15 protein-coding genes are annotated in these 19,903 nt (G+C 69.3%); 6 read left to right on the top strand and 9 right to left on the bottom strand.

What is annotated here, in order from left to right:
• Positions 1-52: 52 nt before the first annotated feature.
• A complete protein-coding gene (locus G9Q41_RS08120) occupies positions 53-2,242 on the top strand; it encodes a diguanylate cyclase (protein ID WP_165632282.1) in 2,190 nt (729 codons plus the stop codon).
• Positions 2,243-2,258: 16 nt separating this feature from the next.
• On the opposite strand, the gene meaB is transcribed toward G9Q41_RS08120, so the two are convergent.
• From meaB to G9Q41_RS08100, 4 genes are all read right to left on the bottom strand, one after another.
• A complete protein-coding gene (gene meaB, locus G9Q41_RS08115) occupies positions 2,259-3,275 on the bottom strand; it encodes a methylmalonyl Co-A mutase-associated GTPase MeaB (RefSeq protein WP_165632281.1) in 1,017 nt (338 codons plus the stop codon).
• Positions 3,276-3,481: 206 nt separating this feature from the next.
• Positions 3,482-5,716 (bottom strand): methylmalonyl-CoA mutase, encoded by a 2,235-nt coding sequence (gene scpA, locus G9Q41_RS08110; protein WP_165632280.1) that lies wholly within the window; start codon positions 5,714-5,716, stop codon positions 3,482-3,484.
• On the bottom strand, positions 5,713-7,641 hold the full coding sequence (locus tag G9Q41_RS08105) for a methylmalonyl-CoA mutase family protein (RefSeq protein ID WP_165632279.1): 1,929 nt from the start codon (positions 7,639-7,641) through the stop codon (positions 5,713-5,715). Before G9Q41_RS08105 ends, scpA begins: the two co-directional genes overlap by 4 nt.
• Before the next feature lie 243 nt (positions 7,642-7,884).
• Positions 7,885-9,093, bottom strand: a complete 1,209-nt coding sequence (locus G9Q41_RS08100) for a glycosyltransferase (protein WP_092522116.1) — start codon at positions 9,091-9,093, stop codon at positions 7,885-7,887.
• 642 nt (positions 9,094-9,735) lie between these two features.
• Between G9Q41_RS08100 and G9Q41_RS08095 the strand changes: the two genes are divergently transcribed.
• From G9Q41_RS08095 to G9Q41_RS08085, 3 genes are all read left to right on the top strand, one after another.
• Positions 9,736-10,071: a YnfA family protein gene (locus G9Q41_RS08095; protein ID WP_092522112.1), complete on the top strand. Its 336-nt coding sequence runs from the start codon at positions 9,736-9,738 to the stop codon at positions 10,069-10,071.
• Positions 10,072-10,436: 365 nt separating this feature from the next.
• The gene (locus G9Q41_RS08090; RefSeq protein ID WP_165632278.1) at positions 10,437-12,956 is read left to right on the top strand and encodes a DEAD/DEAH box helicase; all 2,520 of its coding nucleotides are present in this window, start codon (positions 10,437-10,439) and stop codon (positions 12,954-12,956) included.
• A 213-nt stretch (positions 12,957-13,169) separates the two neighbouring features.
• Positions 13,170-13,589: an organic hydroperoxide resistance protein gene (locus G9Q41_RS08085; protein ID WP_165632277.1), complete on the top strand. Its 420-nt coding sequence runs from the start codon at positions 13,170-13,172 to the stop codon at positions 13,587-13,589.
• 72 nt (positions 13,590-13,661) lie between these two features.
• Here G9Q41_RS08085 and G9Q41_RS08080 read toward each other — a convergent pair whose 3' ends face one another.
• The gene (locus G9Q41_RS08080; RefSeq protein ID WP_165632276.1) at positions 13,662-14,531 is read right to left on the bottom strand and encodes an SAM-dependent methyltransferase; all 870 of its coding nucleotides are present in this window, start codon (positions 14,529-14,531) and stop codon (positions 13,662-13,664) included.
• 263 nt (positions 14,532-14,794) lie between these two features.
• Here G9Q41_RS08080 and G9Q41_RS08075 point away from each other — a divergent pair, with 263 nt between their 5' ends.
• Positions 14,795-15,154 (top strand): metalloregulator ArsR/SmtB family transcription factor, encoded by a 360-nt coding sequence (locus tag G9Q41_RS08075; protein ID WP_165632275.1) that lies wholly within the window; start codon positions 14,795-14,797, stop codon positions 15,152-15,154.
• 184 nt (positions 15,155-15,338) lie between these two features.
• Here the strand turns inward: G9Q41_RS08075 and G9Q41_RS08070 are convergent, their stop codons facing one another.
• From G9Q41_RS08070 to G9Q41_RS08055, 4 genes are all read right to left on the bottom strand, one after another.
• The gene (locus G9Q41_RS08070; protein WP_165632274.1) at positions 15,339-16,679 is read right to left on the bottom strand and encodes an acetyl-CoA carboxylase biotin carboxylase subunit; all 1,341 of its coding nucleotides are present in this window, start codon (positions 16,677-16,679) and stop codon (positions 15,339-15,341) included.
• Positions 16,676-16,915, bottom strand: coding sequence for an acetyl-CoA carboxylase (locus G9Q41_RS08065; RefSeq protein ID WP_092522100.1), 240 nt, complete (start codon positions 16,913-16,915; stop codon positions 16,676-16,678). Before G9Q41_RS08065 ends, G9Q41_RS08070 begins: the two co-directional genes overlap by 4 nt.
• Positions 16,916-16,993: 78 nt before the next feature.
• On the bottom strand, positions 16,994-17,971 hold the full coding sequence (locus G9Q41_RS08060; protein WP_165632273.1) for a biotin-dependent carboxyltransferase family protein: 978 nt from the start codon (positions 17,969-17,971) through the stop codon (positions 16,994-16,996).
• Positions 17,968-18,870, bottom strand: a complete 903-nt coding sequence (locus G9Q41_RS08055) for a carboxyltransferase domain-containing protein (RefSeq protein ID WP_165632272.1) — start codon at positions 18,868-18,870, stop codon at positions 17,968-17,970. Before G9Q41_RS08055 ends, G9Q41_RS08060 begins: the two co-directional genes overlap by 4 nt.
• A gap of 206 nt (positions 18,871-19,076) precedes the next feature.
• Between G9Q41_RS08055 and G9Q41_RS08050 the strand changes: the two genes are divergently transcribed.
• Complete coding sequence (locus tag G9Q41_RS08050) at positions 19,077-19,847, top strand: 5-oxoprolinase subunit PxpA (protein WP_092522094.1); 771 nt, start codon at positions 19,077-19,079, stop codon at positions 19,845-19,847.
• Positions 19,848-19,903: the final 56 nt, after the last annotated feature.

Raw genomic sequence — 19,903 nt, 5'->3', positions numbered from 1 at the left:
CCGTCGGCCTTCGGGCGTGCGGGGTTCGGTGCGGTCGCTAGGGAGAGGTGAGATGAGTCGCGCGAGTTCCGGCGGTGGTGCTTCGAGCGAAGGATTCGTGCCCGATCAGCGAACTGCTTCCTGGGGCAGCGAGCCGTGGTGCGCGGAACTGGCGGCGCAGTGGGCCCGGCGACTGGACCGCACCTCCTACGTGCCGATGGCGCGTGAGTCCCTGGAGGACAGGCTGCGCGAACTGGTCGGTGAGCTCGTGGACGCTCTCCGGACGTCGGGCGAGGCCGAGCGTGCCGGGGAGCGGGTCGGCGAGCAGCTGGTCCGGCTGAACGCCACCGGTGAGGACAGCCTCGCGCGCAGCCTCGACCTGCTCTGCCGTGCGCTGCTGCCCGCCTCCTCCGACGAGTCGACCCGGCAGGTGTTCGGTCTGCTGGCCTCGCTCGCCTCCGGCTACGCCGCCGCGGACCGCGCGACCGTGCTCGACCAGCAGGAGCATCTGAGACGCGCGCTGCTGCGCTCCAAGGCGGACAGCGAACACGGTCTCCGGGCCAGTCGGGACGGTTTCCGCGAGATCTTCCGCACGACTCCGGTCGGCGTGGGCATATGCGACCGGCAGGGCACTTTCCTCGAGGTCAACGAGGCCCTGGAGTCGATCCTCGGGTACTCGGGGGAGGAGCTGCGCTCCAGGACGCTGGCCGAGCTGCTTCATCCCGACGAGGCCGACTTCCTCGCGAACACCTGCGCGGAGCTGCTGCGGGGAACCCGCGACGAGCTGCGGGAACGCAGGAACCTGCTGCGAGCCGACGGTGGCGAGGTCTGGACCCGCGTCTCGCTCGCGAGCCTGCCCGGAGGGGAGGAACTCCTCGGCCGCTTCGTGGTGATGGTGGAGGACCTGCGGGAGTTGAGCTCCCTGCAGGAGCGCCTGCAGCACCAGACCCTGCACGACGCCGTGACCGGCCTGCCCAACCGACAGCACTTCCGCTCCAGACTGGAGACCGCGCTCGCGGGACTGCCCGCCACGGAACGTCTCACGCTGTACCAGCTGCGGCTGGACGGTTTCGAACTGATCAACGAGGGGCTCGGCTACGAGGTCGGTGACGAGATCGTCCGCACCGTGGCAAACCGGCTCCAGGGGCTCGTCGAGGACGAGGACGGACTGGTGGCCCGCATCGGTGGGACCGAGTTCGCCGTCCTGATCCGGCAGGAGCAGTACACGCCGGAGATCTCCGAGTTCGCCGAGTTGATCAACGAGGAGCTGGACGAGCCCATCTACATCGGCGAGAGCGGGCTGGCCCCCACAGCCAGCATCGGGGTCATCCAACGCGCCGTGGGCGACCAGGAACCCACCGACATGATGTGGGCGGCCGAAGTGGCGCTGCGCGGAGCGGAGCAGGCGGGCAAGCGGCAGTGGGCGCTCTTCGACCCGCACCGGGCCCCGTCGGAGCGTTCCGATGCCAGGCTGGCCGCCGTGATGCCGGGAGCGCTGGAACTCGGCGAGTTCGAAGTGCGCTACAGACCGTGGGTGTCGCTGGCCGAGGGCAGTCTGTTCGCCGTGGAGGTACGCCTCTCCTGGCAACCCTCCGGCTGCGCGGAGCTCGACCACGACGAGTGCCTGCGGCTGGCCGAGTTGTCCGGGATCACGCTGCCCCTGCGGGACTGGATGCTGCGCACCGCGTGGACCCAGCTCGGCGAGTGGCACGCGCAGGGGCTGCGCCCGCAGCTCATCGCGGGGTTGAGCCCCAACCAGTCCCGCGACCCGGATCTGGTGGCCGTGGTGCGCGACCTCGTGGACGGGGGAGAGCTCGACGCCGGGTGGTTGCGGCTGTGCGTGTCCATGAAAGCCCTGATGAGCAGTGGTGGTGAGGCACGCGACAACGTAACGACCCTGGCCGGAACGGGTGTGCAGACCGCTGCGCACGAGTTCAGCGGAGCTCCCTCCGAACTGCGCTTCCTGCGCGAGTTCCCCACCTACGCCGCTCTGCTGGCTCCGGACGTGGTGCGGCTGGTCGGTGAGTGCGCGAGTGAGCGGGACACCCCGGAGGCCCGCGCGTTGGCCGGGGTGATCCCGCTGGTGCGGGACTGCGGGGTGCCGGTAGCCGCCTCGGGGGTGAGCACCGAGCACCAGGCGCGCTGGTGGAGGGAAGCCGGCTGCGCGATCGCCTCCGGACCGTACTACGGCACACCGCTGGACGCGGCGGGCACGACCGAGTTGCTGCGGAGCGGAACAGCTCCCTACGACCTCGCGGGATGACGTGCGGGACTCCGGGTCACGCGCCCGAGTCCTCCGCACGGCTGGAACCGTCCGCGCGGAACGCGCGCAGGATGCGCTCGGCGGCCATGCCCGCGGTCACCTCGCCGTCGCGCACCCGCTGCTCGATCTCCTCGCGCGTCCGCTCCACCCGCGGGTTCCCGAGGAGTTCGCTCATCAGCTGGTCCCGCACCAGCTCCCAGGTCCACTCCAGCCGTTGCCTGCTGCGTTTCTCCGCGAGCTCGCCGGCCGCGGACAGCGCGGCGTGGTGCTCCAGCACCTGCTGCCACAGCTCGTCCAGCCCCGCTCCGTTGAGGCCGCTGCAGGTGGTGATCCGCGGTTTCCAGGAGGCGTTCGGCGGGGTGAGCAGCCGCAGCGCGCTCCGCAACTCGCGGGCGGAGCGGCGGGCCTCGTCCTCGTGGGGGCCGTCGGCCTTGTTCACCGCGACCAGGTCGGCCAGCTCCAGCACCCCCTTCTTGATGCCCTGGAGCTGATCCCCGGTGCGGGCCAGGGTGAGCAGCAGGAAGCAGTCCACCATGCCCGCGACCGTGATCTCGGACTGTCCGACCCCGACGGTCTCCACCAGCACCACGTCGAATCCGGCCGCCTCCATGAGCACGATCGTTTCCCTGGTGGCCCTGGCCACCCCGCCGAGGGTTCCCGCCGTGGGGGAGGGGCGGATGAAGGCGTTCGCCTCGGCGGCGAGGGCGCCCATGCGGGTCTTGTCCCCGAGGATGCTGCCCCCGCTCCGGTTCGACGAGGGATCCACGGCCAGCACCCCCACCCGGTGCCCCGCACCGACCAGCTTGGTGCCGAGCGACTCGATGAAGGTGGACTTGCCGACCCCGGGGACACCGGTGACGCCGATGCGGTGGGATCCGCCCGCGTGCGGCAGCAGCCGGGCAAGCAGCCGCTGCGCCTTGTCCCGGTGCTCGGGGCGGGTGGACTCCACGAGGGTTATGGCCCGTGCCAGCGTGGCGCGGGACCCCGCGAGCACCCCCTCCGCGTAGGTGTCGACGTCGATGTTGCGTGGCATGGTTCAGGTCCCGTTTCGCCGCGGGCGCCGCCCGGACGCTCCGTTCACGCCCGGGCACCCTGTTCGGACGAGTGTGCTCGTTGAAGGCCTTCCCGGTGTGCTGACGACCGGTGTGCTGACGACCGGTGCGTGGGCAGTCGGTGCTCCCGGCGTCGACTCACGCGGGACGGCTGCCCGACCGGCCGAGCTGAGCTTGGCCGCGGAAGTCACCCCGCCTCGTGCCCCAGCTCGGTGCGCAACCGCCGCAGCAGCCCGTCGGCGGCTTCCGCGATCACAGTGCCCGGTCCGAACACGGCTGCAGCCCCGGCCTCGTGCAGCGCCTCGTGGTCGGCGGGCGGGATCACGCCGCCGACCACGATCACGATGTCGTCCCCGCCGACCTCGTCCAGCGCCGTGCGCAGGGCGGGGACCAGGGTCAGGTGGCCCGCGGCCAGCGAGGACACGCCGACCACGTGCACGTCCGACTCGACGGCTTGCCGGGCGACTTCGGCCGGGGTCTGGAACAGCGGTCCCACGTCGACGTCGAAGCCGAGGTCGGCGAAGGCGGTGGAGATCACCTTCTGGCCGCGGTCGTGGCCGTCCTGGCCCATCTTCGCCACCAGGATCCTGGGCCTGCGCCCCTCGTCCCGAGTGAACTCCTCGACCAGTGAGCGCGTCCGCTCGATGCTGGAGTCGTCGCCGGTCTCCTCGGTGTACACCCCGGAGATGGTACGGATCTGCCCCGAGTGCCTGCCGAACGCGGCCTCCAACGCGTCGGAGATCTCGCCCACGGTGGCGTGGGCCCGCGCCGCGTCCACGGCCAGGGTGAGCAGGTTGTGCTCCAGGTCGTCGGGGCGCTGTCCGTCCACGGTGGCCTGGGCGGCCGCGGTGAGCCTGCGCAGCGCGTCGGTGCAGGCCTGCTCGTCGCGGTGCTCCCGCAGCCTGCGGAGCTTTTCGAGCTGTTCGGCGCGCACCGCGCTGTTGTCCACCTTGCGCACCTCGGGCGCCCCGTCCTCGGTGGAATCCCCGGGGCGGTGGCGGTTGACCCCGATCAGTGGTTGCCTGCCCGAGTCGATACGTGCCTGGGTGCGTGCGGCGGCCTCCTCGATGCGCATCTTCGGGATCCCCGCGTCGATGGCAGCGGCCATGCCACCGGCCCGCTCGATCTCGTCGATGTGGGTCATCGCCCGCTCGGCCAGGTCCTGGGTGAGGCGTTCGACGTAGTGGCTGCCGCCCCACGGGTCGATGACCCTGGTGGTTCCGGACTCCTGCTGCAGCAGCAGCTGGGTGTTGCGGGCGATGCGTGCCGAGAAGTCCGTCGGCAGCGCCAGCGCCTCGTCCAGCGCGTTGGTGTGCAGCGACTGGGTGTGCCCCTGGGTGGCCGCCATGGCCTCCACGCAGGTGCGCGCCACGTTGTTGAACGCGTCCTGCGCGGTCAGCGACCAGCCGGAGGTCTGCGAGTGGGTCCGCAGCGAGAGCGACTTCGGGTCGGTGGGGCCGTGCTCGGAGACCAGCCGGGCCCACAGCAACCTGGCCGCGCGCAACTTCGCCACTTCCATGCCGAAGTGCATCCCGATCCCCCAGAAGAAGGACAGTCGGGGGGCGAAGGAGTCGATGTCCAGGCCCGCGTTCAGCCCGGCCCTGATGTAGTCGAGTCCGTCGGCGAGAGTGTAGGCCAGTTCCAGGTCGGCAGTGGCCCCGGCCTCCTGGATGTGGTAGCCGGAGATGGAGATCGAGTTGAACTTCGGCATCCGCGCCGAGGTGTAGGCGAAGATGTCCGAGATGATCCGCATCGAGGGCTGCGGGGGGTAGATGTAGGTGTTGCGGACCATGAACTCCTTGAGGATGTCGTTCTGAATGGTCCCCGCGAGCTTCTCCGGCGGAACCCCCTGCTCCTCGGCGGCGACGATGAACAGCGCCAGCACCGGCAGCACCGCGCCGTTCATGGTCATAGACACGCTCATCCGGTCCAGCGGGATGCCGTCGAACAGCTGCCGCATGTCCAGGATCGAGTCGATGGCGACTCCGGCCATGCCCACGTCGCCGGCCACCCGCGGATGGTCGGAGTCGTAGCCGCGGTGGGTGGCGAGGTCGAACGCCACCGACAGTCCCTTCTGCCCGGCGGCTAGGTTGCGCCGGTAGAAGGCGTTCGACTCGGCCGCGGTGGAGAAACCGGCGTACTGGCGCACGGTCCACGGCTGGTTGACGTACATCGTCGAGTACGGGCCGCGCAGGTAGGGGGCCACACCGGGGTAGCCGTGCTGGAAGCGCAGCCCTTCGGTGTCCGACTCCGCGTAGAGCGGCTTGACGTCGATGCCCTCGGGGGAGTGCCAGGCCAGTTGCTCGGGGTCGTGGCCGGTCGTTTCCCGCACCGCCCGGTTCCACTGCTGTCCGTCCTCAGTGGCCGCGGGCTCGTCCAGCTCGACTTCGGTGAAGTCGGGAATCCTGTCGTGGCTGGTCATGATGTCGCTTTCGGAACGGCCGCGGTGGGCGAGGCCCACCGTTGGTGGATGTCGGTCAGCACTTGCGGCACGTCGCTGCGAGCGTGGACGAAGCCGTCCACGCCCCGGGGAGCCGGATCCCCCCGGGGGGAGCGGGCCAGCAGGACGAGCCGCGCCCCCGCCTTCCCGAGGGCCGCTGCGGTCTCCTCCGCGCGCTGCTCGTAGATCTCGTCCGAGGAGCACAGCACGACCAGGGAGGTCCCCGAGCGCTCGAACGCCTCCAGCACTTGGGCGGTGGTTTCGGTCTCCCCGGCCTCCTCGGTGGTCACTCCGCCCGTGGCGAGCAGGTTCCTGGTGAACGAGGCGCGCGCGGTGTGGGAGGCCAGCGGGCCGAGCGTCGCGAGGAAGACCCGGGGGCGTCCGGCGGGCAGCTCCTCGGCCATGCGGTCGGCCTCGTCGCGGAGCCGCTCGTAGTCCTCGGCGTAGCGGTGCCGGGGCAGTCCGCCCGTTTCCGGTTCCGGGGGACGGGCGCGACGGGTGAGCGGGCGTTCGCTCGGGTCCGGATACTCGTTGACTCCGGTGAGCTGGTCGGTGCGGTGGGCCAGCGCCGCACGGCGCCGTTGCCAGGTGTCGTCCAACCGCTCGGCGACCATTCCCGAGTCGAGCGCCTCGGGCAGGCCTCCTGCCGCCTCGATGTCCTGGAACCAGCTCCACGCGGTTTTCGCGAGTTCGTCGGTCAGGGACTCCACGTAGTACGAGCCGCCCGCCGGGTCGATCACCTGTCCGATGTGGGCTTCGTCGGTCAGCAGGGCCTGGGTGTTGCGGGCGATGCGGCGGGAGAAGGAGTCGGGCAGCCCCAGCGGGGTGTCGAAGGGTTGCACCGTGACCGACTGCGCACCCCCGGCGCCGGCGGCGAACGCGGCGATGGTGGAACGCAGCATGTTCACCCACGGGTCGTGGCGAGTGAGCATCGCCGAGGAGGTGACGGCGTGCTGGCGCTGGCCCCGCGCGTGCTCGGCGACTCCGCAGGCGCGCAGCACCCGTTCCCAGATCCGGCGGGCAGCCCTGAGCTTGGCGATGGTGGTGAACTGGTCCACGGTGGCCGCGAAGCGGAACTCCAACAGGCCCGCCGCGGTTTCCACGGGTAGCTCGGCCGCGGTGAGCGCGCGCAGGTAGGCGACTCCGGCCGCTACGGCGCAGCCGAGCTCCTCGGCGTCGGAACCCCCCGCGTCGTGGGACGGCAGCCCGTCCACGCTGATGGCCTGCATTCCCGGATGCCGCCGCGCGCAGCGGCGGGCGAGTTCCACGGCGGGGGCCATGTCGTGGGGGATTCCCGTGCGGGCGTGCAGGCCCACGGGGTCCGCCCCGAAGTTGCCGCGCAGCGATTCCGCGGCCACGCCCCACTGCTCGGCCAGGCGCAGCAGTTCCGCGGCGGCGCTCTCGTAGTGCTGTCCGGGCTGCAGCACCACACCGGCCAGGTCGAGCCGGGTTCCGTGCAACGCGTCCCCGAGGTCCTCCACGGCGATGCCGCCGGGACCCGTCCGCAGCCACACCGAACCGGCCCTGCCTTCCAGATCGGCCAGTATCTCGCGGTTGCTCGTGGCCGCGTCCGGATCGTCGTGGTACTGGCGGACCTCCCAGCCCCCGTCGACCGCGCCAGCGGGCCGGGAGTGCCTGGTGAACGGCGCCAGTCCGGGAAGTCCGCTCGCGGAGTGCCCGGCGCGCGCCGTGTACAGCGGCTGGACCTCGATCCCGTCGTAGGTCTCGGTTGCCAGCGATTCCTCCGGATGCTCCCGGGCGGGGGCGTCCCGGGGGAGCAGTCCGGACTTGCGCAGCACCTGATCGACCTGCGCCTGCCACTGCCCGTGAGTGGGCGGTTCGAACCCGGCCATCAGATCGAGCCGGTCTCCGTGCTCGCTCGACGTTGAGCGCTCCGACGCCGTCATGGAAGCCGATGGTATGCCCGCTTCCGACTTGTCGAGACCGGCGCCGGGTGTGACGCACGTCCCAAATTTGTTAGAGCTCGTTAACCGGCTTCGGGAGCCGTACCGGGAGCGTCGGGCGTCGTCGTGGACTCCGCGCGCTCGGCGCTCGGCGCGATACTCGCCGAGATCGGGCGCTGGCGTGCGGACGTCCTCAAGTGAGGAACACGTGGCCGCTGCGAGCGACGGTCCGGCCAGCACCGCGGCTCACCGCTGCTCGAACTGCCGCTCCAGTCCGGGCACGATTTCGTCGAACGGGGCGAGAGCGCGGAACTCCCGCGCCATCGCCCTGGCGCGGTGGCGGTGGGCGGAGTCTGCCAGCACCGTTCCCACGGCGGTGCGCAGCGAGTCGTGGTCGACGTCCTCGAGGTTGAGACGTTTGCCCAACTCCAACTGCTCGACCCGTTCGGCGTTGGCCGGCTGCTCGGCGAATATGGGCAGCACCACCATGGGGATCCCGCTGCTGAGCGCCTCCCGGACCCCGTTGAAACCGCCGTGGGTGATGAAGGCCTCACAGGCGGGCAGCAGCAGTTGTTGCTGCGCGAAGGAGGTCAGGTGCACGTTGTCCGGACGGGAGCCGGTCCAGTCCTCGGGAGAGGTTCCGCTGCCCAGGGCGACCACTCCCGTGACGCGCAGATCGCCGAGTACTTCCACGATGGTGTTCAACAGGTTGAGTTCACCGCCGCCGAGCACCCCGGCCGCGTTGGAGCCGAGGGTGGCCAGTACCAGGGGGCGGTCGCCCGGCAGTTTCGCGATCTCCGGGTCGAGCTGTTCGGCCCGCGGCGGGGGAGCGCTGTAATAGCTCGCCGAGGGGATCCGCAGCGACTCCGGGTAGAAGCTTTCCGGGGCCATGCCGATCCTGCCGCTCCGGAAGGGGTGCAGCGGATCGGTCACCGGTTCCAGATCGAGCCTGTCGCGCTGCTCGTTGATCGTGGTGAGCATGGCCTCGGTGTTGAACGGCCCCAGCGGGCCGATGTCCAGGGCGGTGTGCCGCAAGCCGAGGTATTCGGCCGCGTAGTAGCTCGAGTGGTCGGTGGACTCGCGAACGAGCAGATCGGGGGCGAAGGACTTCAGCACCTCCACGGCCTCCTCCGCGCTGTCCCCGGCGACCGGTCCGGCGAACATCGCCGCGAAGTGGTCGTCCTGCGTACGCATCGTCCTGCGTCCGAGCTCGTCGAACAGCGACAGGTCCAGCCCGAGCCGCTCGCGCAGTTCGGGGCGTTGGAACATCTCGCGCGGAGAGGCCGCGTTCCGGAGGGGAAGCGGGGTCAACCCGAACGAGTGGACCTGTTCGGACAGTTCGGGCGAGGTCAGCACCGCCACTTCGTGCCCGGCATCGGCCGCCGACCGAGCGAGCGGGAGCACGGCCGGAACGAGGTGGGAGTAGATGGGTTGACTGCCGAAGGCGATACGCAAGGCGACTGCTTCCCTTTCATCGATCGTGCTCGTCGAGCGTGTGGTTGAGGACGTTTCGCTCACCGCAGGCCGAAACGGTGGGGTGGCGTTCGACAGGAGCAGCTCCCCCTGCGGAGAGATCACGGTCCTGCCGGCTGCGCTTCCCCCGCTCGCGCGGGGGGCGCGGGGAGATCTCGGGGCTCCGTCCCGTCGATCGCGGCGTGTCGGACGGTACGACGGCGCTGTTCAGCGGGAGGCGCACACCGCGACGCTCTGCCCCGGGAGAGCGCACCGCGCGCGTTCCCACCGGTGCGCCGTGCTCGTCGGTGGACCGGCTCGCGCGGCGAACTCCCCGGTCCGCCGGAGCTCGTCCGCCGAGGACGGTCATGGGCAACTCTGAACAAGCAGGCATACGTTGGTCCGGGAATCGAAGGGCAGTGTTGAACCGTGGTTGAACCGTGGTTGGACCGTGCACGGTGCCGGGTCGTGAGCGGGCTCTCGAGATCGACGGTACTCGCCGAGGCGATCACCATCGGTGAGATGGTTTTCACACAACGCTTTCGTGTGGTCCTCGGGAGGCTGCTCCGAACAGCCGCGGTCGTTCCTGCGGGCGACGTAGGACGGCGGTCGGTGCGAGTTCGGCAGAGGTCGTAGCGTGGAGCCGTGTTGATAGCCCGTTCCATCGCCCTGTTCGTGCTGGCCGCTTTCTGCGAGATAGGCGGTGCTTGGCTGGTTTGGCAGGGGGTGCGTGAGCACCGTGGCTGGTTGTGGATCGGTGCCGGTGTGGCGGCGCTCGGGGCGTACGGGTTCGTGGCCACCCTGCAACCCGATGCCCACTTCGGACGGATCCTCGCCGCCTACGGAGGCGTGTTCGTGGCCGGGTCGCTGGCCTGGGGAGCGGCGCTGGACGGCTACCGGCCCGATCGCTATGACGTCATCGGTGCGTTGATCTGCCTGCTCGGGGTGGCCGTGATCATGTACGCCCCGCGCGTCCGGTGAGTTCTCACCGGAGCGCAACCTCGGTCGCGGTGACTCGGCCCCGTCGGCGGCAGGAGTCGGCTACCGGGCTCGGCCGGATGTGACCGGAAGGCGCGAACGTCGTGCCGCTCAAACCGGGCGGTCGTCCGGGGAAGTGGCGGGCGCATCGGAGCGGGAGGAGGTCGGTTCGTCCGCAGGGCTGCCTCGCCCCCTGGTGGGCTCGGTGGCGCTGGGGGCGGTGCCGGCAGCCGTCACCGTGCTGCGCCGAGCGCCGCGGGACTGCACATCACGGGGGTGGGGCTTGGCCAGTCGGGGGAGCACCTCCGGACGAGTGTGTCGGACCCCACGTGCCCACCACGGACGCCGAACGGGAAGATGGAGGAGAGATGACGCTTACCGACCAGCTCCCCCCGACGCCCGATGCCGATCCGGACACGCTCCTGGAGGGTTTCACCACCTGGACCGCCGAGCAGGGGTTCGACCTCTACCCCGCTCAGGAAGAAGCGCTGATGGAGGTGGTGTCGGGGTCCAACGTTATCGTCAGTACTCCGACCGGATCGGGCAAGAGCCTGATCGCGGTCGGCGCGCACTTCACCGCCCTGGCGAACAAGCAGCGCAGCTTCTACACCGCGCCCATCAAGGCACTGGTCTCGGAGAAGTTCTTCTCACTGGTCGACACGTTCGGACCGGACAACGTGGGCATGCTGACCGGCGACAGCAGCGTCAACCCGGACGCTCCGATCATCTGCTGCACCGCCGAGATCCTGGCCAACATCGCATTGCGCGACGGGGAGCGCGCCGAAGTCGGCCAGGTGGTCATGGACGAGTTCCACTTCTACGCGGAACCGCAGCGCGGTTGGGCGTGGCAGGTGCCGATGCTGGAGCTGCCGCAGGCCCAGTTCGTGCTGATGTCGGCGACGCTCGGGGACGTGACCGGCTTCAAGCAGGACCTCACCCGGCGCACCGGTCGGGAGACGGCCGTGGTCAGCTCCGCCGAGCGCCCGGTCCCGCTGACCTTCCGCTACGCCATGACCCCGCTGCACGAGACCATCGAGGAACTGCTCGGTGGTAATCAGGCCCCCATCTACGTGGTGTACTTCAACCAGTCCTCCGCCGTGGAGCAGGCGCAGGCGCTGGTGAGCATGAACGTGGCCAGCAGGGCCGAGCGGGACGCCATCTCCGAGAAGCTGGGCGGTTTCCGGTTCACCGCCGGGTTCGGCAAGACGCTCTCGCGCTTGATCCGGCACGGCATCGGCGTGCACCACGCGGGGATGCTGCCGCGCTACCGCCGTCTGGTGGAGCAGCTGGCCCAGGCCGGGTTGCTCAAGGTCATCTGCGGCACCGACACCCTCGGGGTCGGCATCAACGTGCCCATCCGCACCGTGCTGCTGACCGGGCTGACCAAGTTCGACGGGAACCGGACCAGGCACCTCAAGGCCAGGGAGTTCCACCAGGTCGCGGGACGTGCCGGACGTGCGGGCTACGACACGGACGGTTACGTGGTGGTGCAGGCGCCCGAGCACGTCATCGAGAACGAGCGCGCGCTGGCCAAGGCGGGCGACGACCCGAAGAAGCGCCGCAAGGTCGTCAAGAAGAAGGCCCCCGAGGGTTTCGTGTCCTGGGGGCAGAAGACCTTCGACAAGCTGGTGGCGGCGGAGCCGGAGCCGCTGGTCTCCAGCTTCAACGTCACGCATGCCATGCTGCTCAACGTAATCAGCAGGCCGGGTGACACCTACGCGGCCATGCGCAAGCTGCTCACCGACAACCACGAGAGCCGTCCGGCGCAGCGCAAGCACATGCTGCGTGCCATCGCGATCTACCGGGCGCTGGTCTCGGCCGGAGTGGTCGAGCAGCTGGAGGAGCCGGACGAGCAGGGCAGGTTGGTGCGGCTGACCATGGACCTGCAGTTCGACTTCGCGCTCAACCAGCCGCTCTCGCCGTTCGCGCTGGCGGCCATCGAGCTGCTCGATCCGGAGTCACCGAGCTACGCGGTCGACGTGCTCTCGATCATCGAGGCGACGTTGGACGATCCGCGCCAGGTACTGGGGGCGCAGCAGGCCAAGGAGCGCGGTGATGCCATCGCCAGGATGAAGGCCGAGGGCGTGGAGTACGAGCAGCGGATGGAGGTGGTCGAGGAGATCACCCACCCGCGGCCGTTGGCCGACATGCTGGAGGCGGCCTACGAGACCTATCGGCAGGGCCATCCCTGGGTCTCCGAGCACGAGGTGTCGCCGAAGTCGGTGGCCAGGGACATGTACGAGCGCGCGATGAACTTCGTCGAGTTCGTCAACCACTACGGCCTGGCCCGTTCGGAGGGGTTGGTGCTGCGGTACCTGGCCGATGTGTACAAGGCGCTGCGGCACACCGTCCCCTACGACGCCAAGGACGAGGAGCTCGGCGACATCATCGAGTGGCTCGGGGAGCTGGTGCGTCAGGTGGACTCCAGTCTGCTCGACGAGTGGGAGCGGCTGCGCAACCCCTCCGCCGAATCCGAGGGTGCCGAACCGGTCGACGAGGGACCCGCCAAGCTGACCGAGAACACCCGGGCCTTCCGCGTGCAGGTGCGCAACGCCATGTTCCGCCGGGTCGAGCTGGCCGCGCGGGAGCGGTTCGAGGAGCTGGCCGCGCTCGAGGGCGAGAACGGCTTCACCGCCGAGGACTGGCGAGCGGCGATGGACGAGTACTTCGAGGAGTACGACGAGCTGGGCACCGATGCCGACGCCCGTGGCCCCGCCCTGTTCATGGTCACCGAGGAGTCGCAGCGCTGGTTGGTGCGCCAGATTTTCGATGACCCCTCCGGGGACCACGACTGGGGGATCAGCGCCGAGGTGGATCTGCCTGCCTCGGACGAGGCCGGGGTGGCGGTGGTTCGGGTCACCTCGGTGGGGCGGTTCGAGCAGTACTGACGAGCTTTCCGGGGCGGCCCGTCGCTTCGGCTCTTCGGCCGAGGTGGCGGGCCGTTCTGCGTTTCAGCGGCGAGTGAGCCCGCCGCGCTGTGGCGCTCAGCGCCGTCTCGGTTTTCCCTGGTGAGGTGGGTGCACGTATAAAAGTTGCCCGCAATTCAATTTTGTCCTACTTTCAAGGGTGTAATCGAATACGCTTTCGGGAGGGCGACGAGGATGAGTGCTGCTTACACGGCCGAGGCCACCGCGACCGGTTCGGGAAGGGGCGGGCACACCCGTTCCTCCGACGGGGTGCTGGACCTGGATCTGTCCGTTCCCCGGGAGCTCGGCGGGGCCGGCGGTGCGGGAACCAATCCCGAGCAACTGTTCGCGGCGGGGTACGCGGCCTGCTTCCACAGCGCGCTGCAACTGGTGGCCAAGCAGGAGAAGGAGGACATCGAGGGTTCCTCGGTCACCGCGGACGTGGGCATCGGCCCCGACGGGAACGGGGGGTACCAGCTGTCCGTGACGCTGCGGGTGGGGTTGCCCGGTTTCGGCGAGGCCAGAGCCCTCGAGCTGGCGCGGGGCGCCGATCGCGTGTGCCCCTACTCCAACGCGATACGCGGGAATGTGGACATCGAGCTGAGCGCGGAGTGAGCGGTCCGGCGTTCTCCCGGGGCGAGCTGCTCCGGGGGAACGCCGCCGCGTTCGACCTGTCGGCAGGTCCGTTCAGCCCTCGAGGCGAGCGGAGAGGGCGTACGAGTTGCGGAAGACGGTTCCAAGGGCCTCGTCGCTGGGCAGCTGCCTGCCGTACTGCTCGGCGATGTCGGTGAACGCCTCGCGCGAGACGTTCCACCCCGCGGGGCGCAGCCGCTCCGCTGGGTCGGGCTTCCGCTCACCGGACATCAGCTCGGTCATGTCGATGCCCCACTGCAGTGCGATCTCGTTCAACTGCGAGTGAGCGAGGTCCGCGGGCAGTTCGGTGTGCTCGATCACCAGCCGACTCCCCGGAGACGAGAGGGAGTGCACGGTGTCGAGCAGACCGCTCTCGGCTTCGGCGGGGAGGTAGGGGGACAGCCCCTCGGCCAGCCACGCGGTGGGCTGCGCGGTGTCGAAACCGGCGCGCATCAGCTCGTGGGCCCAGTCCTCGCGCAGGTCCACCCCGAGCGCGTGGCGTTCGCACCGTGCCCGCGCGCTCTCGGAGCCGAGAACCGAGTCCTTGAACTCGAGGACCTTCGGCTGGTCGATCTCGAACAGCCGGAACCCTTCCGGCCACTCCGCGCGGAAGGCCCTGGTGTCCAAGCCGCTGGCCAGGATGACGGCCTGTCGAACACCTCGTGCGCCCGCCTCCGCGAACCAGTCGTCGAAGTAGCGGGTGCGTACCGCCACGTAGTCGGCCATCCGCTTCAGGAGTGGTGCCTCCTCGGTGGGGGAGACGGGCATCTCGACCGGGGACTCGGCGGCTCCCACGAGCGCGGCCGCGTGGGGATCGGAGATGAGTCGGTCGTCCCTGCCGCTCTCGACGGCACGCCCACTCGCGACGGCGAGAGCCGTGATCCCGACTCCGGTCGTGATGTCCCAGTCGTGCAGTGCGCTCACCCGATCACCTCCGAGTCGAACCAACTCATTTCGTTAGTGACACTAACTTTACTCGTTCGACTGACAAACGAATGTGATCGATATCGCGTTTTCAGCGGTGCTGCGCGGCGACGAGCCAGCGGACGGAGCGGCGAGGAGAGCCTTCCGCAGGCGTGTGAGCAGCCGAAACATCTGCCATGACCGGTGCGGGAGGAACACCCGGGGCGGGGTGGCCTTCGCGGCGCTGCCCGCCGTGGTGATCAGTCACTCGATAGACTGCGCCCATGGGTCACGGACTCCGCGACGCGACCACCCCGACCGCGCGCCTGGACCACGATTCGGCCGTCTCCGTAGCCGAGACGTTGCAGGCGCTGGCCACGCCGTCCCGTTTGTTGATCCTGAGCGAGCTGCGCCAGGGCGCCCGTTCGGTGAACCAGCTGGCCGAAGCCGTGGGAATGGGGCAATCCGCTGTCTCGCACCAGCTGCGCGTGCTGCGCTCACTCTGGTTGGTGAAAGGGGACCGGGCGGGCAGAGCGGTGGTGTATTCGCTCTACGACACGCACGTCGCCCAGTTCCTCGACGAGGCGGTGCACCGCGTGGAACACCTCCACCCGAACACGCTCGAACGTCAGCGATCCCTGTGACGCGGTTCGCCCCCGCGTGCGGGAAGTCGACCCTCGAGCAGACTCCGCGCAGCGCGGGGTGGGGTGGTGCCGCTGAAGGAGCTCCGGGAAACACCGGCCCCGAAGGGCGCGGAATCCCCGCCCGGCACTACCCGCCTCGAAGGGGGAACCGGGCCGAACCGGCAGGTCCACCGGAAAGGCCCCGTCAGCTCCGCTCCTCCAGCCAGGTGGTGTGCACCGGCCCCCCGAGAAGCTCCCGGTCGTCGATCAGCTCGCGGTGCAGCGGGATCGTGCTCGCCACGCCCTCCACGCGGAACTCCGACAGGGCCTGACGTGCTCGCGCGTAGGCCTGTCGCCGGTCCGCTCCCCAGCAGACCAGCTTCGCGATCAGCGAGTCGTAGAAGGGGCTGATCTGCTCACCGCTGGTGAGAGCGGTGTCGAGCCGGACGCCGGGCCCTCCCGGAGCCTCGAAGGCGGTTATCTCACCCGGAGTCGGGAGGAAGCCGTTGTCCGGGTCCTCGGCGTTGATCCGCAGCTCCACGGCGGCCCCCGAATGACGGACCGCGTCCTGCGTGAGGGACAACTCCGCACCGTCGGCGATCCTGAGCTGCTCGGCGACCAGGTCCACTCCGGTGATGGCCTCGGTGATCGGGTGCTCCACCTGCACCCTGGTGTTCATCTCGATGAAGTAGAACCGTCCGTCCGGGTCGACCAGGAACTCGACCGTGCCCGCGTTGCGGTAACCGACGTGTTCGCCCAGCCGTTTTGCCGCCTCGCCCAGCTCGTTCCTGGTGCGCTCGTCCAGGTCCGGCGCGGGAGCCTCCTCCAGGAGCTTCTGTCTGCGACGCTGCACCGAGCAGTCGCGTTCGAACAGATGGACCAGGTTCCCGTGGTGGTCGGCCAACAACTGCACCTCGATGTGCCTGGCCCCCGGAAGCGCACGTTCCAGGTAGGCGGTCCCGTCCCCGAAGGCGGACTGGGCCTCGGCCCGGGCCCCGGCGAAGACCTCGGTCAGCTGCTCGGCGTCCCGCACCGGCCGGATGCCGCGTCCACCGCCGCCTGCCGCGGCCTTAACCAGGATCGGATAGCCGATCTCCTCGGCGACGCGCACCGCGTCGTCCGTGTCGGTGACCGGCCTGCTGCCCGGCACCACCGGCACCCCGGCCTCGGTCGCGGCGCTGCGCGCGCTGGCCTTGTCCCCCATCAGCTCGATCACCTCGGGGGGAGGGCCGATGAAGGTGAAACCGGCCGCGGTGACCGCGCGGGCGAAAGCCGCGTTCTCCGAGAGGAAGCCGTACCCGGGATGAACCGCGTCGACCTCGGCGTACTTGGCCGCCTCGAGGATCGCGTCGGTGTTGAGGTACGACTTCGCCGCGGGGGAGCCACCTATGTGCAACGCCTCGTCGGCCATGCGGACCCAGCGCGCGTTCTTGTCCGTGTCCGAGTAGACCGCGACGGCCTCGTGGCCCGCCGTGTGGCAGGCCCGCACTATGCGCACCGCGATCTCACCGCGGTTGGCGACCAGGATTCTGCTGCGTCCCGTCATGCTTCATCGACCTCGACAATGCCCTGGCCCGCCTCGACCTCGTCCCCTTCGTTGAGCAGGAACTTGCTGATCGTTCCCGAACGATCGGCCTTGACTTCGTTGAACGTCTTCATCACCTCGATCAGGGCGACGAGCTGTCCGGGTTCGACCGTCCCGCCCTCCTCGATGAAGGGGTCCTGTTCGGGGGAGGGACGTCGGTAGAACACACCGGGCAGCTGTGCGTTCATCGTGGACATGAAGCCTCCTTCGACGAGTGGTCCGCTTGATCCGCTGCGCGTTGTGAGCGCCGGGGTGGTTTCACGTTTCTCCGGACCTCAACCACTCAGGACCGTGCGGAGTTTGTGCAACCACGCGTCGCGGTCCTGACGAGCTTGTACGGCGGAGTCGACATCCGTGGCGGTGAACCGCACGTGACCGCCCGTGCCCGTCTGGGCTATGCGATCGCGGTCGGCCGACACGACCGTGCCGACGGTCGCGTAACCGCCGCCGGTGACGGCGTCGTTCAACAGGATGATCGGTTCGTTGCCTCCGGGGATCTGCACGGACCCGATCGGATAGCCGAGGTCGACGACGTTGGCCGGGTCGCTGCCCGCCCCGAAGGGCTGCTCCCGCTCGATGAAGTCGATCGTCCCTCCGCGGAGACGGTAGCCGATCCGGTCGGCGTCCTTGGTCACTTTCCACGTCGTGTCGAAAAAGGAGTTCAGCGCGTCCTCGGTGAGCCGGTAGGAGCACAGCCCGACCACCAGGCGCACGTCCACCACGTCGGGAAACTCGGGCAGGAACTCCGCGGGGACGGTGGTTCCCTCGGCGGGAGGGTCCTGCGCCTGGCCGAGCGGAACACGGTCCCCTTCGGCCAGCGCACGTCCCTCGAACCCTCCGATCCCGGTGAGCTTGTAGGTGGAGCGGGAGTTCAGGTACTCGGGAACGTCCAGTCCGCCGCCGATCGCGACGTAGGGGCGGGCACCCGCCGCGAGCGGTCCGAACCCGAGGACGTCCCCCGGACCCACGCGCAGACTCGTCCACATCGGAGCGGAGGCCCCGTTGATCGTGACGGAGCTGTCCGCCCCGGTGACCGCGACGGCGCGGGAATCGGTGAACTCGAGCTCCGGCCCCAGGTAGGTCGCCTCCAACGCGGCGTCCGACCCCGGATTCCCGGCGAGCAGATTGGCGATGGTGAAGGAGTAGCGGTCCATCGCCCCGGAGGGGGGCATGCCGATCGCGTAGTGCCCGTCACGACCGGCGTCCTGCACCGTGGTGTACAACCCTCCCGAACGGACTAGTACTTCGTTCATCGGTCCAACTCCTTCACCAAATCGCGGTTGACCGCGTCCGGGTTCTCGAGAAAGGCGGCGGGGGAGAACTCCACCTCGCGGATGCGGTAGCGGAAGGTGCCCGCCTCCACTTCCGAGCGGACGTGGTCGTACTCGGCACGATCGACGGGTCGATAGCGCAGGATGTCGCTCGGCTGCGGGAACGCGATCCGGTCGTGGAAGTCGGGCAGGCTCTGCCTCCCGTCGAACACGGGGGCCGGGGCGATCCCGAACAGCTGGTACCCGCCCGCACCGCGGACCGGGTAGACGACCGAGAAAGCACCGCCGTAACCGAACGCCCGTTCCGGGGTGTCCGTTCGCGGCCGCACGTACTTGGGCACCTCGATCTGCCGTTCCCGCGGAACCATCTGGTAGCAGAAGGGCAGCCCCGGGACGAAGCCGAGCATGGTGACGATGAAGGGAGCGCTGCCGATCGCCTCGATCAGTTCTTCGACGGTGGAGAAGCCGTTGATCCGAGCGGCGTACTCCAGATCGGTCACGTTCGGGTCCTGGTGATTGTCCCTGAATCGGAGCAGGGTCTCCCTGGTCCAGGGATCGTCGAAAAGTACCGGAACGTCCACTATCCGGGTTGAGACCACCCGGTTCCCGTCGAGTTCTCCGGCCGAGTGTTCCAACCGCCGCAGTTCCTCGACCAGTTCGGTGGGATGCAGTTTCCCGGGGTCGAGTCTGACCAGATAGGAGGCGTTGGAGGGGCAGATGTCCACGATCCCCTCCAGATCCCGGTCGCGGAGAGCTCCGGTGATCGCCATGGCCTTGAAGTTGGCCTGCAGGCTCATCTCCCGGTCCAGCTCGACGAAAACGAACTCGTCTCCCCCGAACTCGTAGCGGGCCTCTGGCAGTCGTACCGTCGTTTCCGCCATAGTCGACCTCCGGGGTTGACTGCGATCTGTCCGTGTGCACGAGCATGCATCGCGCTGGTTGATGACGCAGGACTTACCCGCACGGGTTTCGCACGTTCGAGGGACAGGCTGATTGATTTCGCAGCGCGTGACAACGTCCGTCTGCGTGAATCGTCAATATAGCGTAGAGTGTTTGTGACCGGTCTCACTCGCCGTGGAGGTGCGGAATGCAGACACTGGTGGACCTCAACGCCGATGCAGGGGAGAGTTTCGGGCGCTGGACTCTCGGCGCGGACGACCAACTGATTCCGCTCGTCAACTCGGTGAACGTCGCCTGCGGGTGGCACGCGGGGGACCCGGGCACAATGCACAGCACTCTGCGGATCGCGCGGGAAGCGGGGGCTTCGGTGGGAGCCCACCCCGGCATGCCCGACCTGGCCGGTTTCGGGAGGCGGGCCATCGCGCTGAGCCCGCAGGAGGCGGCGGACGCGTGCCTGTATCAGTTCGGGGCGCTGCGCGGTATCGCGGACAGCCTCGGAGTGCCCGTCACGCACGTCAAGCCGCACGGAGCGCTGTACGGATTGACGCTGCGGGACGAGAACGTGGCCGATGCGGTGGTGGACGCGCTGGCCAACGCCGCCCCGGAGACGAACGTCGTGCTGTTGGCCGGGCAGACGGCCCAACGGCTCGCTGCCAAGGGATACCCCGTGGTGCGGGAGGCGTTCGCGGATCTGGACTACGACGACAACGGCCACATCGTCATCGAACCGGTCCCTCGGGCGAAGTCCCCGCAGCAGTGCACCGAACAGGCGACGTCAGTGCTGCGGGGGGAGCTCGTCTCGATGAACGGTGCTTCGGTTCCGGTGGACGCCGACACGATCTGCGTGCACGGTGACCGGCCGAACGCGGTCGAGATCGCGGAGGCGATCCGAGCCCGTTTCGACGAGGAAGGGGTCGGAACCGCGCCGATGGCCACCGTGCTCGCGAAGCGTGACTGAAAAGGCACGCCTGTCAGCGACTTCCGTCAGCCGGGCGCCCCCGGTCCGGCCGGAGT

The organism is Actinopolyspora sp. BKK2 (genome assembly GCF_011291845.1).
GTDB lineage: Bacteria > Actinomycetota > Actinomycetes > Mycobacteriales > Pseudonocardiaceae > Actinopolyspora > Actinopolyspora saharensis.
Note: the sequence above shows the minus strand (reverse complement) of the source record. Positions and strands in the feature narration are given on the sequence as shown.

What these genes read in the sequence shown, in the direction of transcription:
- G9Q41_RS08120 (WP_165632282.1), top strand. Translation starts at nt 53, where the DNA reads ATGAGTCGCGCGAGTTCCGGCGGTGGTGCTTCGAGCGAAGGATTCGTG.
- meaB (WP_165632281.1), bottom strand. Translation starts at nt 3,275, where the DNA reads ATGCCACGCAACATCGACGTCGACACCTACGCGGAGGGGGTGCTCGCG.
- scpA (WP_165632280.1), bottom strand. Translation starts at nt 5,716, where the DNA reads ATGACCAGCCACGACAGGATTCCCGACTTCACCGAAGTCGAGCTGGAC.
- G9Q41_RS08105 (WP_165632279.1), bottom strand. Translation starts at nt 7,641, where the DNA reads ATGACGGCGTCGGAGCGCTCAACGTCGAGCGAGCACGGAGACCGGCTC.
- G9Q41_RS08090 (WP_165632278.1), top strand. Translation starts at nt 10,437, where the DNA reads ATGACGCTTACCGACCAGCTCCCCCCGACGCCCGATGCCGATCCGGAC.
- G9Q41_RS08085 (WP_165632277.1), top strand. Translation starts at nt 13,170, where the DNA reads ATGAGTGCTGCTTACACGGCCGAGGCCACCGCGACCGGTTCGGGAAGG.
- G9Q41_RS08075 (WP_165632275.1), top strand. Translation starts at nt 14,795, where the DNA reads ATGGGTCACGGACTCCGCGACGCGACCACCCCGACCGCGCGCCTGGAC.
- G9Q41_RS08070 (WP_165632274.1), bottom strand. Translation starts at nt 16,679, where the DNA reads ATGACGGGACGCAGCAGAATCCTGGTCGCCAACCGCGGTGAGATCGCG.
- G9Q41_RS08065 (WP_092522100.1), bottom strand. Translation starts at nt 16,915, where the DNA reads ATGTCCACGATGAACGCACAGCTGCCCGGTGTGTTCTACCGACGTCCC.
- G9Q41_RS08060 (WP_165632273.1), bottom strand. Translation starts at nt 17,971, where the DNA reads ATGAACGAAGTACTAGTCCGTTCGGGAGGGTTGTACACCACGGTGCAG.
- G9Q41_RS08055 (WP_165632272.1), bottom strand. Translation starts at nt 18,870, where the DNA reads ATGGCGGAAACGACGGTACGACTGCCAGAGGCCCGCTACGAGTTCGGG.
- G9Q41_RS08050 (WP_092522094.1), top strand. Translation starts at nt 19,077, where the DNA reads ATGCAGACACTGGTGGACCTCAACGCCGATGCAGGGGAGAGTTTCGGG.